Origin of the sequence: Vibrio sp. 10N.261.55.A7, from assembly GCF_002877365.1 — a bacterium.
GTDB lineage: Bacteria > Pseudomonadota > Gammaproteobacteria > Enterobacterales > Vibrionaceae > Vibrio.
The window spans coordinates 88,286-104,454 of record NZ_MCWZ01000299.1 but is presented as its reverse complement, the minus strand read 5'-3'; the positions used below and the strand labels follow the sequence as shown (position 1 = coordinate 104,454).

General features: G+C 45.7%; 11 protein-coding genes and 1 pseudogene. 9 read left to right on the top strand and 3 right to left on the bottom strand.

Annotated elements, in window-relative coordinates; translation table 11 throughout:
* Positions 1-2 precede the first annotated feature (2 nt).
* Positions 3-827 (top strand): carbon-nitrogen hydrolase family protein, encoded by an 825-nt coding sequence (locus tag BCU12_RS17090; protein WP_102405456.1) that lies wholly within the window; start codon positions 3-5, stop codon positions 825-827.
* 9 nt (positions 828-836) lie between these two features.
* Positions 837-2,282 carry a metalloprotease TldD gene (tldD, locus tag BCU12_RS17085; protein ID WP_102405455.1) on the top strand — a complete coding sequence of 482 codons (1,446 nt, stop codon included), beginning with the start codon at positions 837-839 and terminating at the stop codon, positions 2,280-2,282.
* Positions 2,283-2,433: 151 nt separating this feature from the next.
* Here tldD and arcA read toward each other — a convergent pair whose 3' ends face one another.
* The gene (gene arcA, locus BCU12_RS17080; protein WP_102405454.1) at positions 2,434-3,672 is read right to left on the bottom strand and encodes an arginine deiminase; all 1,239 of its coding nucleotides are present in this window, start codon (positions 3,670-3,672) and stop codon (positions 2,434-2,436) included.
* Positions 3,673-4,231: 559 nt separating this feature from the next.
* Between arcA and rraB the strand changes: the two genes are divergently transcribed.
* The 3 genes and pseudogenes from rraB (at position 4,232) to BCU12_RS17070 (ending at position 10,208) form a co-directional block, all read left to right on the top strand.
* Positions 4,232-4,636, top strand: a complete 405-nt coding sequence (gene rraB / locus BCU12_RS17075) for a ribonuclease E inhibitor RraB (protein ID WP_102405453.1) — start codon at positions 4,232-4,234, stop codon at positions 4,634-4,636.
* A 986-nt stretch (positions 4,637-5,622) separates the two neighbouring features.
* Positions 5,623-5,781: pseudogene (locus BCU12_RS23640) on the top strand (IS3 family transposase); the annotation flags it as partial.
* A 422-nt stretch (positions 5,782-6,203) separates the two neighbouring features.
* On the top strand, positions 6,204-10,208 hold the full coding sequence (locus BCU12_RS17070) for a thrombospondin type 3 repeat-containing protein (RefSeq protein WP_102405452.1): 4,005 nt from the start codon (positions 6,204-6,206) through the stop codon (positions 10,206-10,208).
* A gap of 705 nt (positions 10,209-10,913) precedes the next feature.
* Here the strand turns inward: BCU12_RS17070 and BCU12_RS17065 are convergent.
* Positions 10,914-11,147, bottom strand: coding sequence for a hypothetical protein (locus tag BCU12_RS17065; RefSeq protein ID WP_102405451.1), 234 nt, complete (start codon positions 11,145-11,147; stop codon positions 10,914-10,916).
* Between the two features lie 478 nt (positions 11,148-11,625).
* Between BCU12_RS17065 and BCU12_RS17060 the strand changes: the two genes are divergently transcribed.
* On the top strand, positions 11,626-12,378 hold the full coding sequence (locus BCU12_RS17060) for a lipid-binding SYLF domain-containing protein (protein WP_102405450.1): 753 nt from the start codon (positions 11,626-11,628) through the stop codon (positions 12,376-12,378).
* On the opposite strand, the gene BCU12_RS23340 is transcribed toward BCU12_RS17060, so the two are convergent.
* The gene (locus tag BCU12_RS23340; RefSeq protein WP_157939886.1) at positions 12,375-12,536 is read right to left on the bottom strand and encodes a hypothetical protein; all 162 of its coding nucleotides are present in this window, start codon (positions 12,534-12,536) and stop codon (positions 12,375-12,377) included. The two genes, BCU12_RS17060 and BCU12_RS23340, sit on opposite strands and share 4 nt — an antisense overlap.
* Positions 12,537-12,566: 30 nt before the next feature.
* On the opposite strand from BCU12_RS23340, the gene epd reads away from it, so the two are divergent.
* From epd to fbaA, 3 genes are all read left to right on the top strand, one after another.
* Entirely contained in the window at positions 12,567-13,601 is a 1,035-nt protein-coding gene (gene epd, locus BCU12_RS17055; protein WP_102405449.1) for an erythrose-4-phosphate dehydrogenase, read from the top strand.
* 151 nt (positions 13,602-13,752) lie between these two features.
* Positions 13,753-14,913: a phosphoglycerate kinase gene (locus BCU12_RS17050; RefSeq protein WP_102405448.1), complete on the top strand. Its 1,161-nt coding sequence runs from the start codon at positions 13,753-13,755 to the stop codon at positions 14,911-14,913.
* A gap of 141 nt (positions 14,914-15,054) precedes the next feature.
* Entirely contained in the window at positions 15,055-16,131 is a 1,077-nt protein-coding gene (gene fbaA, locus BCU12_RS17045; RefSeq protein WP_102405447.1) for a class II fructose-bisphosphate aldolase, read from the top strand.
* Positions 16,132-16,169: the final 38 nt, after the last annotated feature.

Here is a 16,169-nt window from a genome sequence, read left to right as displayed (position 1 = left end):
ACATGGAATGTGTCGGTATTATACAAATGACCTCATCCCCCGATCCGCTTGAGAACTTAGCGTACATTCGGCGTGAGGTGAAGAGTCTTGCTGGTCAGGGAGCTGCCTGGGTTGTAACACCAGAAAATGCTCTCGTCTTTGGTAGCCGTAAAGACTATCACCAACATGCAGAGGCTTTAGCGACGGGTCCAATGCAACGAGAGTTACGTCATATTGCCCGTGATAACAAGGTTTGGTTAGTTGTCGGCAGCATGCCTATTCGTACAGAGCAAGGCGAAGTCAGCACGACGAGTCTTGTGATCAATAGTGATGGAGACATCGTTTCTCACTACGATAAGCTGCACATGTTTGATGTTGATGTACAAGACACGCACCAACGCTATCGCGAATCCGAAACCTTTTGTCCAGGAAAAGATATTGTCGTCGCGGATACACCATTTGGGAAAGTGGGTCTTTCTATCTGTTATGATGTACGTTTTCCTCACTTATACTCTGAACTCGTCAAACGTGGGGCTAAAATTCTACTTGTTCCCGCTGCATTTACGGCAGTGACGGGGCAGGCCCACTGGGAAGTCTTATTGCGATCACGAGCGATTGAAACTCAGTCTTGGGTGATCGCGGTTAACCAGGTTGGTCGTCATCCATGTGGCAGAGAAACATGGGGGCACTCTATGGTGATTAATCCCTGGGGTGAGGTGGTCTTAGATTTAAAAGATAACCTGAGCAGTGGTATCGTTGATATCCAGTTGAATCAGGTTGATGAAGTTCGAAATACTATGCCAGTGGCATCACACACTCGGTTTGATAACCAATTCAAAAATAATTAAGAGCAGATTATGAGCCTAAACCAAATCGAAGATGCATTGTTAGCGCCAACGGGTTTAACAGAACAGAATATTTCAGATACGTTAGCGAGTATTGCAACGCGTCAAATTGATTATGCCGATATCTACTTTCAATCTAGCTGGCATGAGTCACTCGTACTTGAAGACAGCATCATCAAAGATGGCTCGTTTAACATCGACTGCGGTGTCGGTGTTCGTGCAGTATCTGGTGAGAAGACGGGGTTCGCTTACTCGGATCAAATCCAGTTGGATGGACTTAATCAGAGTGCGATTGCTGCTCGCGGTATTGCACAGCAGGGACAAAGTGCAAAAGTTAAGACATTCAGTCGTCATGACAATCAAGCCTACTACGCTGCAGTGAACCCATTAGAGAGTTGGAAAAAGCAGCAGAAGACCGAATTATTGAAAGAGCTTGATGCGTATATCCGCACCAAAGAGCCACTCATTCAAGAGGTGTCAGTAAGTCTCAGTGGCGTTCATGAGAATGTACTTGTTGCGGCTACGGATGGAACGTACGCAGGTGATATTCGACCTTTAGTTCGTCTATCAATCAGCGTACTTGCACAAAAAGGAGATCGCCGAGAGCGTGGTAGCTCAGGTGGTGGTGGCCGATTTGGCTATGATTTCTTTTTGTCAGGCAGTGAAGGCGCTCAGATCGCGTATCAATTTGCGGATGAAGCGATTCGTCAAGCACTGGTGAATTTGGAAGCGGTTGCCGCTCCAGCGGGCGCGATGCCTGTAGTTTTAGGCTCTGGTTGGCCGGGTGTACTGTTGCATGAAGCGGTTGGCCATGGTCTTGAAGGGGACTTTAATCGCAAAGAGTCGTCAGTCTTCTCTGGAAAAATAGGTGAGATGGTGACCTCAAAGCATTGTACGATTGTGGATGATGGTACATTGAAAGATCTGCGCGGATCATTGAACGTTGATGATGAAGGCGTCAGCGGCCAGTACAATACCTTGATTGAGAATGGAAAACTGAAAGGTTACATGCAAGACAAGCTGAATGCTCGTTTGATGAATGTTGCGCCTACGGGGAATGGTCGTCGTGAATCTTATGCTCACCTTCCAATGCCTCGTATGACCAACACTTACATGTTGCCTGGTGAGCATTCCCCAGAAGAGATTATCTCAACGGTTAAGAAAGGCCTTTATGCACCTAACTTTGGTGGTGGTCAAGTGGACATCACTTCAGGAAAGTTTGTTTTTTCTGCCTCTGAAGCTTACATGATTGAAGATGGAAAAATTACGCACCCAGTAAAAGGGGCGACATTGATTGGCTCTGGAATTGAAGCGATGCAACAAGTCTCTATGGTGGGTAATGACCTGAGTTTGGATCGCGGTGTTGGAGTTTGCGGAAAGGCAGGTCAAAGCGTTCCTGTTGGCGTAGGTCAACCGACTCTTAAACTCGATATGCTCACGGTTGGTGGTACTGAATAACCGAATCGTTTGATTACTCTATAGAGCAGACAATAAAAAAGCAGCGGATTGAATCACCGCTGCTTTTTTGATATTTGGCTGCTTACTATAGTCGGTATTTTATCTTGCTTAGGAATTAAATACCTACTGCTATTGGTAAGCTTTATAACGACTAGATACCATCACGCTCAATTGGACAGCTCATACATCGAGCGCCACCGCGTCCGCGTCCTAGTTCATTGCCAGGAATCGTGAGTACTTCAATGCCAGCTTTGTCGTATTTTTCATTAGTATAAACATTACGTTCATAACCAATCACGACACCAGGTTTCACCGTGAGGACGTTATTCGCGTCGTTCCATTGTTCACGTTCAGCTTCGTAGCTGTCACCGCCCGTCGTAATGATTTTTAAGTAATCTAACTCAAGCGCATTTTCTATTGCGTGAATGTAGCTTGGCACTTTCTCAACTTTCATCTCATCGGTTGATCCTGAATGTTCATCGCCCTTAGGGGTCAGACGCCAAGTATCGAGATCTTTGCGCATGATTTCTGGGTAAACCGAGAAGGTATCGACGTCCATGTGGGTCATCACCGTATCAAGGTGCATACAGGAGCGGTGTTTAGGCAGATCAACTGCGATCACTTCTTTCGCTTGACCATGCTTAAATAGATTCGCTGCCAGGTTCTCAACGCCTTGTGGCGTCGTACGTTCTGAAATACCAATCAGAACCGCTCCATTACCGATCACAAGAACATCACCGCCCTCGATATTGGCATTGTCGTAATGAAGATCTTCATTGCCAAAGTACTGGATGAAATCTTGGCCTGCAAAAACTGGGTGCCAGCGATAGATGGCGCGTAAATGATTGGTTTCGCGTTGACGTGCCGCTTTCATCATTGGGTTTAATGACACCCCGCCATAAACCCAGCAAGATGTATCTCGGGTAAATAGGTGATTGGGTAATGGTTCAATTACAAAGTCGAGTGGGCGATGCATCTTAGGAAGCATTGAAGAAGATTGTAGTTTCAGCTCTGAATAGGCTAAACCACCAAGAAGAACCGTCGCGAGATGATCATTGGTCATATCACTGAGGTAATGTCTAAGATCCTTGGCGAAAGTAGGGCCATAGCGGAAATCTGAGATTTGAGTTGTGAGAAGCCATTGCTTAGCATCTTCTATTGCAAGGGTTTCTACTAATAGATCATGCAGTAATAAGACTTCAACACCCTGGTTGGTTAACGTATTAGCAAAGGCATCATGCTCTTCCCCTGCTGCTTCAACAGCGAGTACATCATCGAAGAGTAGCTCGTGACAATTTGATGGGGTGAGGTGAGTGAGCGCGCGCTCAGGTCGATTTAATAATACTCGTCTTAACTGACCGACTTCAGATCCAACGTACAACTTACTCATTTCGTATCCTTACTAATTTTCCAGCCGTTATTTATGACAAGCTTGTTATAAAGATGCAAGCGGCATTTTTGCTGATATCAACTAAGTATGGTCTCTTATTGAGCGAATATCTCTTTTTATTGATACCAAGTTGGCAATAAATGCTATTTATATCTGTTTTATACGAAGTTAAAAAACTGCGTGGCTATGCGTTTGGCCGTTTAAGGTGAGAGAAAGAAAAGAGAAAAAAGGCGAATAGATATTCACGTTTCTGGAGTAATGGAGGAATGCGTAAATGTTTATTCAAATCTCTTTGAATCAGGCTATTCATTGTTTGCCCATATTCACGCACTTATTAAAGGAGCCTAGGTTTCTCTAGAGACACATAAAACTCTGATTTTGTAAAACAGTGATATTTGTTAGAATTTTGTAACTAAATGAGCTGAACAACCTATTATTTGATGGCGAGACAATAAAGATCCTGCTTGGATCGCTTTGCCAGTGGCATTTTCATGCGATCCATGCGATATTCCTTCGCAATTATTTTTCGATTTTATCAACACGATCCGGAGCACAAAGTATGTCTCAACAAGATGATTATCTATCAGTAGAAGACCTCATTGAGATTCAAAAGGAAGAGACTCGCGATATCATTCAAGCTTTATTGGAAGATGGTAGTGAACCCGATTCGCTGTATGAAATTGAACACCACTTGTTTGCAGAAGACTTTGCTACGCTTGAGAAAGCAGTCGTTGAAGCGTTTAAGATGGGCTTTGAAGTACTAGAAGCTGAAGAGACTGAAGACGAAGAAGGCAACAAACTACTTTGTTGTGATGCGACGATGCAATCGGCCTTAAATGCAGAAGCGATTGATGCACAAGTTGAAAAATTGGTTCACCTCGCAGAGAAATACGACATCATTTATGACGGGTGGGGCACTTACTACGAAGGTGAAGATGCTCTGGTTGATGAAGAAGATGAGTAAAGTTGAGAAAACCTTGCTGTTATAGCAAGGTTTTTTTTCGCTTGTAGTTTTATTTTTTAACTATACACATTTTAAAATTGTGAATGTGTGATGTGATAGATTCAGTAAAGGATTCAAGCGGAAATATTTGGTATGTCAGGTATGATCTACGAGATTAAATTAATAGAAATTAAAGGCTTTAGTTACAAAATTCCATTAGTCGAGTGTGATGAAAATGGGGGAGCTACGGGTAGCTTTTTCAAAGGACAAGTCTAGTGATGTACATATCAAGCGTATTACCTTTGCAAAACCTAAGAAAACAATGGAGGTAGTTTACCTAGCGCTAGACGAGCTCTGAAGCCTTTGATAAATGTAGAATGGCAAGAGGTTGAGCGTATTTTAACGCAGACCAAAAGGGCTATTAAGAGTTTACATGGTTAGAACAATTAGTGAGTCTTGCTGAAATTTGATGAGTTAAGTAAAGCCAAGAGAGAGGCTGGAGATGTGACCTTCTTTGACATAACGATAGTCTATCTCATCTCTATAAAGAAAGTTGGTTCAAATTGAAGGAAATGCAGAACTAAAATAAGTTCAAGTTTGTCTGTCTTGATTTACCGACCAGCCATATGCTGTTACACCACATATTCATTGTTCGAGTATCCCTCTCGTTGTAGTGGCACGCTTATCGCTGCGCAGAACCCTAGAATGACAAAAGACGCCATTGCTGTCATACGTACCCACCTCAATTCCTCATGCCTAATATGAGTAGGCTTGATGCGCAACCCGAAACGAATAGAGGGTACTCTTTTTCTTTTGATTGAGCCTTGGGTGTACAATCCGGACCTCAGATTCAATCAATTGATTTATAACCTTCAACTTGAAAGCTCACAGTTCTCGACTAATAGATGCTCATCAACTAAGTGAAAGAACGGGGCCTGTAAGCTAGTGTGTTTGAGTTGCTCTGTGTCGATATAAATAGAGTCCTTCGGATAATGCTCTTAATAGAGCGTTTAAAATCGCTTGTCGTTCAACACACCCATAATGGCTATGACTATCTGATGCTTCACCGCTTATTAAAAGCTGAGGGCTTTGTTTTGAATAGGAAGCATACCTATCGCCTCTACACAGATGTAGTGCTACAAATCAGAACGAAGAATCGAAAGAAGCGGCATTGGGCAAATTGTGTCCGTATCCATCATTGGTCAGCAGGTTGGATTTGCAAGGGCATTTGAATCGGATAAATGGTGGCCGTTCCTGACCACTACTCTCCTAAGAACCGTGTATGCGAGCTTTCTAAAGCCATTACAACCGAGCCATTAACACCGTCTTTTCCCTTGATTTAGCCTGGCCATTCCTATTGCCTGTCCACGTAATCCATGCCTGTCATCTTCTATTTGTGCTGGGGTTTTGTTGTAATTAATAAGTAAATTAATCCGTTAATTATAATTAATGAATAATAAAAATCATTCGTTATTCACAGTGTTTCTCGTTGTATTTAAGGTCGTAATCTTGGATAGCAGGTCTGTTTTATTTGTTGGCTCTCTATTTCTAGACATACACGCATGCACATACAGCAGGAAGCAAAATTATGAAGAAAAATAAAGAAGGTAGTGTTTCATCCACTTTTTACCGCCGCTCTGGGTCTTCAGGGAGCGTATTTAGTCTCTCTCTATTAACTGTATCGATTCTAGCTGGTTGTGGCGGTGGCGATGGCGATGGCGATGGCGATAATGCAGCCCCGACGACGTCAGTGCCAGCAGTGCCAGCGCCTTCTTCAGCGGCTTATTATGATGTCACAGCTATTGATGGCTATTTGCAAAACGCTCGAGTGTTTCTTGATACCAACCACAACGGTCAGCTGGATGCGGGGGAGCCCAATGGGCTGACCTTAAATCAAGGCCGCGTGTCGTTGGACGTGACGGAGGTGTCCAACCCTGAGGACTATCATGTGTACGTTCAAGCGGAGCGAGGGGTGACCTTGGATGAGCAGTCGGGAACGTTTGTGAAGCGAGATTTTGTGTTGGCAGCGACGCCGGGGTCAGAGCACGTGACGCCATTAACCACGCTGGCTTGGGTTAGAACCTTGCAAGGCCTTGGGTTGGCACAAAGCCAACCCGCCACAGAGGAAGAAAGAGAGGTATTGCAAACACGTCTTGAGCAGGTGGTGACCCAGATAGCGACGGAGTTGGGCATTTCCCCTGAGGCGGTTGGCTCGGATTTTGTGGCGCAGGGCGATACTAAGGCGTTGTTTGCGGCCGAGTCGTTGGTGGCGTCGGGCGTGTTGCCGGCGATGCATGAAGAGTTGCAGGCCCTACTGAACATCGGTCATGAGGACACTCAGGCGTATGAAACGCAGTATGAGGTGGTGTCGCAAATGATAGCGGGGAGTTTGCAGGTGACGGACGTGGAGGCAGCGAGTCTACCGCCGTTGTTTGAGGCGCCTGAGCTGGATGTGAATGGCTTTTTGGAGTGTGACTCAGGGTACAAGCCGTTGTCAGGTGTGTGTGTGGTGGATACCGATGGCGATGGCATTGTGGATTATGACGATACGGACGATGATAACGATGGAGTGCCGGACGTTCGTGATGCGTTTCCGTTAGATGAGACCGATTCCCTGGACAGTGACGGGGATTTTATTGGCGATATGCACGACAACGATGACGACAACGACGGCGTGTTGGACGGCGACGATATGTTCCCGTTGAACCCGGAGGAGTCCGTTGACAGAGATGAGGATGGGGTCGGGGATAACACCGATGTGTTCCCTTACAACCGCAATGAGCAGTTTGACACCGATGGTGATGGTATGGGCAACCACGCCGATTTGGATGATGATAACGATGGAGTGGAAGATTTCTCGGACAGGTTCCCACTGGATGTCAGTGAGTGGGATGACCGTGATGGCGATGGTGTGGGTGACAATGCGGATGCATTCGATGCCGATCCTAACGAATCGGTTGACAGAGATAAAGATGGGGTTGGTGATAACAGCGATGCATTCCCGCAGAACCCTCTAGAGAGTGTAGACAGTGATGGCGATGGCGCCGGGGATAACGCTGATCAGTTCCCTAATGACCCAAATGAACGTTTCGACTTTGATGGTGATGGGGTTGGTGATAACAGCGATGCATTCCCAGATGATCCGAAAGATTCAGCAGATACTGATGGTGATGGCATAGGCAACAGTATTGACGATGATATTGATGGGGATGGATACCTCAATGTTAATGACAGGTTTCCGGAAGATGCCAGTGAGTGGATTGACAGAGATGAAGATGGGGTGGGCGACAACGCGGATGCGTTTGACGATGACCCAACGGAAACATTGGACAGTGACAAGGATGGTGTAGGTGATAACAGTGATGCATTGCCCGATGACTCCTATGAGTCTATCGACACTGACAAGGATGGTGTGGGAAATAACAAAGATTTATTCCCCAATAACTCGAATGAGTGGGCTGACACCGATGGGGATGGCACCGGGGATAACAGCGACGATGACATTGATGGCGATAGCGTGCCGAATGTGGACGATAAGTTCCCGAGCGACCCAACAGAGTCGGCGGACAGCGACAATGATGGGGTGGGCGATAATACGGATGTGTTTGACGATGATCCGAATGAGTCATCAGATCGCGATGGCGACGGCGTGGGGGACAACAGCGATAAGTTCCCAGATGATATCGAGCGGTCTAAAGATACCGATGGCGATGGGATAAGTGATAAGGATGACCCGGACATTGATGGGGATTATGTGCGGAATGAGGATGATGATTTCCCAAGTGACCCAACGGAGTCGAAGGACAGTGACCGGGATGGGGCGGGGGATAACATCGATGTTTTCCCAAATGACCCAGCGGAGTCGAAAGATACCGATGGAGATGGCACTGGCGATGTGGCCGATGAGAATGACGATAACGACTCGTTCAACGATGACGTGGATGCGTTCCCGGAAGACGACAGTGAGTGGTCCGATCTAGATAGTGATGGCATTGGTGACAACCGCGATGCGGATGACGATGGCGATGGTTACGGAGATGTTGTAGATGCATTCCCGTTGGATAGTACCGAGTGGCTCGATACCGACGGAGATGGGAGTGGTAATAATGTTGATACGGACGACGATGACGACGGGTATTTGGATGAGGTCGATGGTTGGGCGTTGGATGCGACGCGTCAGTTGGGGGCGTTTGAGCTGACAGAGGTGGCGCCACAACGTTTGGCGTGGACAGCAAGCATTGAGCATTCGAATGTGGTTTACACGGCATGCCGAGAGGACGAGGCGCAGACGAACAACTGTCAGGTACTGGCGACGATAGAGGGACAAACTACTGAATACGTGGCGGATGTAATAGACATAAGCCAAGGGGGGTTACTACAATATTTGGATGCCCGTTTCTTCGTAATAGCGGGTCTGCAGGGCAGCGTGGATACCCAGCAAACCGAGGCAGTGACCTTTACGGATTTACAATCTCTTAATGGGAGTATACAGCACTTGAAGGCGTCCAATGCGGAGGCTGTCGATGAGTTTGGTTATTCAGTGGCACTATCCGGTGATGGTCGTACCTTAGTGGTTGGGGCGATTTATGAAGACTCCGATGCGTCGGGAATTAATGGCGATGGGTCACGCCAACATTTATCTGACAGTGGAGCGGCGTATGTGTTCCGCTTTGCCAACGACACTTGGGTGGAGGAGGCGTACGTGAAAGCGTCCAATCCGACGAGCACGGATCACTTTGGTTTTTCAGTGGCTCTATCCGAAGATGGTAATACTTTAGCCGTTGGGTCGGTTAATGAAGACTCCAATGCTAGGGGGATTGATGGCGATGGGTCAAACGGAGGTGTAGCTGATAGCGGTGCAGCGTATGTGTTCCGCTTTGCCAACGACACTTGGGCGGAGGAGGCGTATATCAAATCCTCAAATTCAGCTGCTGATGATTCATTTGGTCGTGCAGTGTCATTGGCGGATGATGGTAGTACCTTGGCGGTTGGTGCGCATGCTAAGAACAACAGCAGTGGAGCGGCGTATGTGTTCCGCTTTGCCACCGACACTTGGGTGGAGGAGGCGTATATCCCATCCTCAACCTCAAGTAACAATGATTACTTTGGTCGGATATTGGCGTTGTCGGCGGATGGGAATACCTTAGCGGTCGGGGCTATCGGGGAAAGCAACGGTGGTGCAGCGTATGTATACCGCCACACTAACAATTTGTGGTGGGAAGAGGCGATGATAAACGCCTCAAATCAACACCATGGCGATTATTTTGGGCAGTCAGTGGCGTTGTCGGCGGATGGCAATACCCTAGCGGTGGGGGCGCACCAAGAAGATTCCAGTGCTAGAGGTATTAATGGTGACCAGAACAATGATGATAATGGGAATAGTGGTGCGGCGTATCTGTTCCGCTTTAATGAGGATGAAGGTGAGTGGACGCAGAAGGCATATACTAAACCCACGAATCCTGATGGTGATGAGCTAGAAGGAGGTTTTTATGGTGTTTCAGTGGGACTGTCGGAGGATGGCAAAACTCTAGCGGTTGGGGCGAATCTTGAAGGCGGAGCGAATAATCAGTCAGGTGCAGTCTACGTCTACTAAATGATAACCTCCCCACTTATCTCATGATGAGCGGGGAGGCTAGTCTTACATCGTGTGGACTTCAACGTATCAAGGTTTCTTGGGTTCGGATAGTAATATAGTAAGGGAAAAAGGCGCCTCTGTAGAAGACGGCCATGTGCCTTTGCTTGGGTTCGATTTGCGTAAAAGTGTTTACTCCCTAGCTTATTGAGATCTCGACTAAATTGCGTTAGCTTGACCTACGGCTTTACACGAAATATCGAGGGTTTAACGCTGTGAAAAGTGACTGGCTTACCAGGTTTAGTTGAACTGGGCATTCGCGGCGTATGACCACCCCATGTTGTCAAAGGGTGACTTGGTATCGCTGAAATGTAAGTTCATTAAACGGTCAATTGCACCACCCATGTCGACCCATCGGCAACAGTCAAGTCTCCCGGCGTGGCTTGCTTAAGTATCACCGCGCTCTTCAAAAACCTATTCAAGCTAAACGACCCAAATTAAAGAATTAGTGGATATAGTGACTCACTCGAAAGTAGCTAAGCTTCTCGGTGCTCGCTCCAATCCACTGCTTTACAAACGCTATCACAATATTCAACAGTAACTCGAGTGTAAGGGGGATATGGGTGAAGATGCTCTGGTTGATGAAGAAGATGATGAAAGCGAAGAGTAAAGCTTTAGCAATCAAAAGAAAAACCGAGCACTAAGCTCGGTTTTTTAATGCGTTCATTATGCGAATTCATTCCCTTTGTTGTCGAGTTCTCGATGACCACACGTTTTACATGTCACGTAACGATCCATGTTGTAGTAATGCCCGCCGTTAATGAACTCTCTCAAGAAAAGTAAGATTCGACCTCGCATAGTCGTCTGCGTATCGTAGCTGCTAGGCTTGCGTACGAGGACTTCACCGTGCTTAGTTTCTTGATCGCATTGTTTACAAAAGTGAGTTGCTGGGTATGACATAGTGCAGTCCTTCTCTGGTTGAAAAAATAGGTTAGAAACAGCCAAAGATGGATTTCGTCAATGTATCAGCATCACTGGTATCACTATGCAATATGTTATTGCCGTGGCTCAAATGGCGTGTCGATATTAGTCGAGGCAGATCACGAGATTGAAGAATATCCCTAACTATCAAGTGCGTATGAGTGGTTTTCAGTGAAACGACTGCAGGATTTATGAAAAACGCTTTATGAACATTGCTTTATGAACATTGCTTTATGAAAAAGACACAACGCTTGCCTCTTTATATTGGGCTAAACAGTGCCTGTTGGGTGATAGTTGTGGTGATGTTTTCAAATGGCACCCATGATGAGTGTTGCCACATTTAATCGATAGTTTCTCTCATTGAAATCTCATTTATTCAAATTATGAATAGTTCCTAATTTAACCTATCGAAATCTTGATGACAGAATGGATTTAACCTCAATGCTAGGAACTGTCTATGAATTCGTTATCTTACATCCCACAACATAAGCGACAAGCGGTGTATTACGCTTTGAGCGCGCTAATCGCGATTATCTTCACTGTATTTTCTCACCAAGCCAACGCGTCAGACACTCAATTGAATAAAGCAGAACAGCTCGTAGACCACGTTGAATTGAATGTGGATGAGTTTCTTACTAAAGAGCATTGGGAAGCCGTCCGCGGTTTATCGGGTGTTGCGAGAGCCGTTGTCATTATTCCCAAAGGATACCAGGCTGGCTTTCTACTGGGGGCACAATGGGGCAAAGGCGTGATGTTTTTACGCACTGATCACCGATGGAGTGCTCCTGTTTTTGTCAAAATGAGCAGTGTTCAGTTTGGATTGCTAGCGGGTATCCAGTCATTCAACGGCATTGGTGCGGTACTGAGCCAAGATGCATTAACAAAGGTCTTCGAAGGTCGGATTGGAGTGGGAGGCTCTGCGGATACAACAATTGGTTTGGGCGTCAGTGGCAAAGCGATTGGTGGAGCCAAAGGCATTCAACAACTGATGGTATCGGCAAACAAAGGTTTATACATCGGAGGTTCACTAGAAGGCTCTCAATTGAAGCTGGATGATAAGCTGAACGTGATGGCTTATGGTGAAGATTTTAACATGGCTGAGTTTCTGGAAGGCGGGAGTGGTGCTGCATCAGAATTGGGTAGCATCGTACGCAAGCAATTAGAAGACGAAGCCTATAACGCTGTCTATGGTAGTAACGTCACTCCCTAGTTTATATTCTGGATCCATTGAATAGCGCGTTGATTCAATGGATTTATTTGCACTGGATGCGCACCACTCTTTTCTTGTTGTTGCCAAGCTGGCAGCGATGAATTAAATGGGCGATAAACGACGAGATCGTTGCGTCGATCCATTGCCTTGGTTAACATGCAAAGTCCACCAATCACGTGAGTCTGGGTATGTTAAAAGTAGCGATCAATGGATTTGGCCGAATCGGTCGCAATGTCCTACGAGCACTGTATGAAAGCAATAAAAATCAACAAATAAAGATTGTTGCCGTTAATGAGTTAGCTCAGCCAGATGCGATGGCACATTTGCTTCAATACGATACTAGTCACGGTCGATTTGGCAAAAAGGTCAGTAATGATCAAGAACATATCTATATCCATCATAGTGATAAGACGATGGATTCAATCCGAATCCTTCATCTTGCAGACATTGAATTGCTACCATGGCGCGATCTTGATGTTGATCTTGTTCTTGATTGTACAGGGGTTTTTGGTTGCCGCGCGGATGGCGAAGCGCACATTGCAGCGGGTGCAAAAAAGGTGCTGTTTTCTCACCCTGGAGATAACGATCTTGATAACACGATCATTTATGGCGTGAACCATGAAACTCTCAAGCAGAGTGATCGAATCGTATCGAATGGATCCTGCACCACCAATTGCATCGTCCCGATCATCAAAGTCCTAGATGAACACTTCGGCATTGAGTCTGGCACGATCACGACCATTCACTCTTCCATGAACGATCAACAAGTGATCGACGCCTATCATAGTGACTTACGCAGAACACGCTCGGCAAGTCAGTCGATCATTCCTGTCGATACGAAATTGCATAAAGGTATCGAACGTATTTTCCCGAAATTTTCTAACAAATTTGAGGCGATTTCTGTAAGAGTTCCCACAGTAAACGTTACAGCAATGGACTTAAGTGTCACAATTACTACAAATGTGAAAGTTAATGACGTAAATCAATCCATTTTAGACGCATCTCAGTGTACATTAGATGGCATTGTTGACTATACTGAAGCGCCGCTCGTTTCTATCGATTTTAATCACGATCCTCATAGCGCGATTGTCGATGGTTCTCAAACTCGAGTGAGCAATGGGCATCTCGTTAAGATGCTGGTGTGGTGCGACAACGAATGGGGCTTTGCGAACCGCATGCTGGATACCGCGCTCGCAATGCAGGCATCTAAGTTCGATCAATAGGATGGTAAGGATGCCTTGGAGAAACTTTATTTCTAAGCTTGAAATAAATAGGTAGTATCTCCATATAAGTACCAGTTTGAAGAATTATTAGGCTCGGCAGGGTTGCCGGGTTTCCAAAAACTTATTTATTAAATAATTTGAGAGGACAAACATGTCTGTAATCAAGATGACTGACCTGGAACTTGCAGGTAAACGCATTTTCATCCGTGCTGACCTTAACGTGCCAGTAAAAGACGGTAAAGTAACTTCAGATGCACGTATTCTTGCATCATTACCTACAATCAAGCGCTGCCTAGAAGCTGGCGCTAAAGTAATGGTTACTTCTCACCTGGGTCGTCCGACTGAAGGCGAATACAACGAAGAGTTCTCTCTAGCTCCTGTTGTTAACTACCTAAACGATGCACTAGATTGCGACGTTAAACTGGCTAAAGATTACCTAGACGGCCTAGAGCTAAACGCTGGTGAGCTTGTTGTTCTTGAAAACGTTCGTTTTAACAAAGGCGAAAAGAAGAACGAAGAAGCACTTTCTAAAAAGTACGCTGCCCTATGTGACATTTTCGTGATGGACGCATTCGGTACTGCTCACCGTGCTCAAGCTTCTACACACGGCGTAGGTACTCACGCTCCTGTAGCGTGTGCTGGTCCTCTTCTTGCTGCTGAGCTTGAAGCGCTTGGCAAAGCAATGGACAACCCAGCTCGTCCATTAGTTGCAATCGTTGGTGGTTCAAAAGTATCGACTAAACTGACTGTTCTAGAATCTCTTTCTAAAATCGCTGACCAACTGGTTGTTGGCGGTGGTATCGCGAACACATTCATCGCAGCTGAAGGTCACAACGTAGGTAAGTCTCTTTACGAAGCAGACCTAGTTGAAACGGCGAAAAAGCTAATGAAAGAGTGTGCAATTCCAGTCGCGACTGACGTTGCGTGTGCTAAAGCATTCGACGAAAACGCAGAAGCTGAAATCAAGCACGTTTCTGAAGTTCAAGACGATGACATGATTTTCGACCTTGGTCCTGATTCAACAGCGGCATTGGCTGAAATCATTGGCAACGCAAAAACTATCCTTTGGAACGGCCCTGTAGGCGTATTCGAATTCAAAAACTTTGAAGCGGGTACTGCGGGCATTTCTAAAGCAATCGCTGAATCTGCAGGTTTCTCTGTAGCCGGCGGTGGTGACACGCTAGCAGCTATCGACAAGTTCGGTATTAAAGCTGACGTTTCTTACATCTCTACTGGCGGCGGCGCTTTCCTTGAGTTTGTTGAAGGAAAAGTACTTCCAGCTGTAGCAATGCTTGAAGAGCGTGCTAAGTAATTACCATTTAAAGCGGAAATAAATATTTCCGCTTTTTTTATCTTTGTTTGATACAATGCGCGCGTTGTGAGCAAACGTTTGCAAGTTTTTAAACTTTAGTTTTTTAATTTTAAAACGACAGAATAAATAGGACTTTTTCCCATGTCTAAGATCTTCGATTTCGTAAAACCTGGTGTAATTTCTGGTGATGACGTACAGAAAGTATTTGAAGTAGCAAAAGAAAACAAATTTGCACTTCCTGCTGTAAACGTAGTTAACACTGATTCAATCAACGGTGTTCTAGAAGCTGCTGCTAAAGTAAAAGCGCCAGTAGTTGTTCAGTTCTCTAACGGTGGTGCTGGTTTCTTCGCTGGTAAAGGCGTAAAACTTGAAGGTCAAGGTGCACAAATCCTTGGCGCTGTAGCGGGTGCAAAATACGTACACGCTGTTGCTGCGACTTACGGTGTTCCAGTTATCCTGCACACTGACCACGCTGCTAAGAAACTTCTTCCATGGATCGACGGTCTACTAGACGCTGGTGAAGAGTTCTTCGCACAAACTGGTAAGCCTCTATTCTCTTCTCACATGATTGACCTTTCTGAAGAGTCTCTAGAAGAGAACATCGAAACATGTGCTAAATACCTAGAGCGCATGGCTAAAATGAACATGACTCTAGAAATCGAACTAGGTTGTACTGGTGGTGAAGAAGACGGCGTTGATAACTCTGATATGGACGCATCTGAGCTTTACACTTCTCCTGAAGACGTTGCTTACGCTTACGAAGTTCTAAATGCAGTTAGCCCTCGTTTCACTATCGCGGCTTCTTTCGGTAACGTACACGGTGTTTACCAAGCTGGTAACGTTGTACTGACTCCAACTATCCTACGTGATTCTCAAGCTTACTGTGCAGAGAAGTTCGGTATTGCACCTAACGCTCTAAACTTCGTATTCCACGGTGGTTCTGGTTCTTCTGAAGCAGAAATCCAAGAGTCTATCGGCTACGGTGTTATCAAAATGAACATCGATACTGATACACAGTGGGCAACTTGGGACGGTATCCGTACTTACTCAGCTGAAAACTTTGATTACCTACAGGGCCAAATTGGTAACCCTAAAGGCGAAGATCAACCAAACAAGAAGTTCTACGATCCACGCGTATGGCTACGTGCAGGTCAATCTTCAATGGTTACTCGCCTAGAAAAAGCGTTCGCTGACCTTAACGCTATCGACGTACTATAATTTAGTCTTCGTTAATCGTTTTAGAAACCCGTCTCTAG

What these genes read in the sequence shown, in the direction of transcription:
- BCU12_RS17090 (WP_102405456.1), top strand. Translation starts at nt 3, where the DNA reads ATGGAATGTGTCGGTATTATACAAATGACCTCATCCCCCGATCCGCTT.
- tldD (WP_102405455.1), top strand. Translation starts at nt 837, where the DNA reads ATGAGCCTAAACCAAATCGAAGATGCATTGTTAGCGCCAACGGGTTTA.
- arcA (WP_102405454.1), bottom strand. Translation starts at nt 3,672, where the DNA reads ATGAGTAAGTTGTACGTTGGATCTGAAGTCGGTCAGTTAAGACGAGTA.
- rraB (WP_102405453.1), top strand. Translation starts at nt 4,232, where the DNA reads ATGTCTCAACAAGATGATTATCTATCAGTAGAAGACCTCATTGAGATT.
- BCU12_RS17070 (WP_102405452.1), top strand. Translation starts at nt 6,204, where the DNA reads ATGAAGAAAAATAAAGAAGGTAGTGTTTCATCCACTTTTTACCGCCGC.
- BCU12_RS17065 (WP_102405451.1), bottom strand. Translation starts at nt 11,147, where the DNA reads ATGTCATACCCAGCAACTCACTTTTGTAAACAATGCGATCAAGAAACT.
- BCU12_RS17060 (WP_102405450.1), top strand. Translation starts at nt 11,626, where the DNA reads ATGAATTCGTTATCTTACATCCCACAACATAAGCGACAAGCGGTGTAT.
- BCU12_RS23340 (WP_157939886.1), bottom strand. Translation starts at nt 12,536, where the DNA reads ATGTTAACCAAGGCAATGGATCGACGCAACGATCTCGTCGTTTATCGC.
- epd (WP_102405449.1), top strand. Translation starts at nt 12,567, where the DNA reads ATGTTAAAAGTAGCGATCAATGGATTTGGCCGAATCGGTCGCAATGTC.
- BCU12_RS17050 (WP_102405448.1), top strand. Translation starts at nt 13,753, where the DNA reads ATGTCTGTAATCAAGATGACTGACCTGGAACTTGCAGGTAAACGCATT.
- fbaA (WP_102405447.1), top strand. Translation starts at nt 15,055, where the DNA reads ATGTCTAAGATCTTCGATTTCGTAAAACCTGGTGTAATTTCTGGTGAT.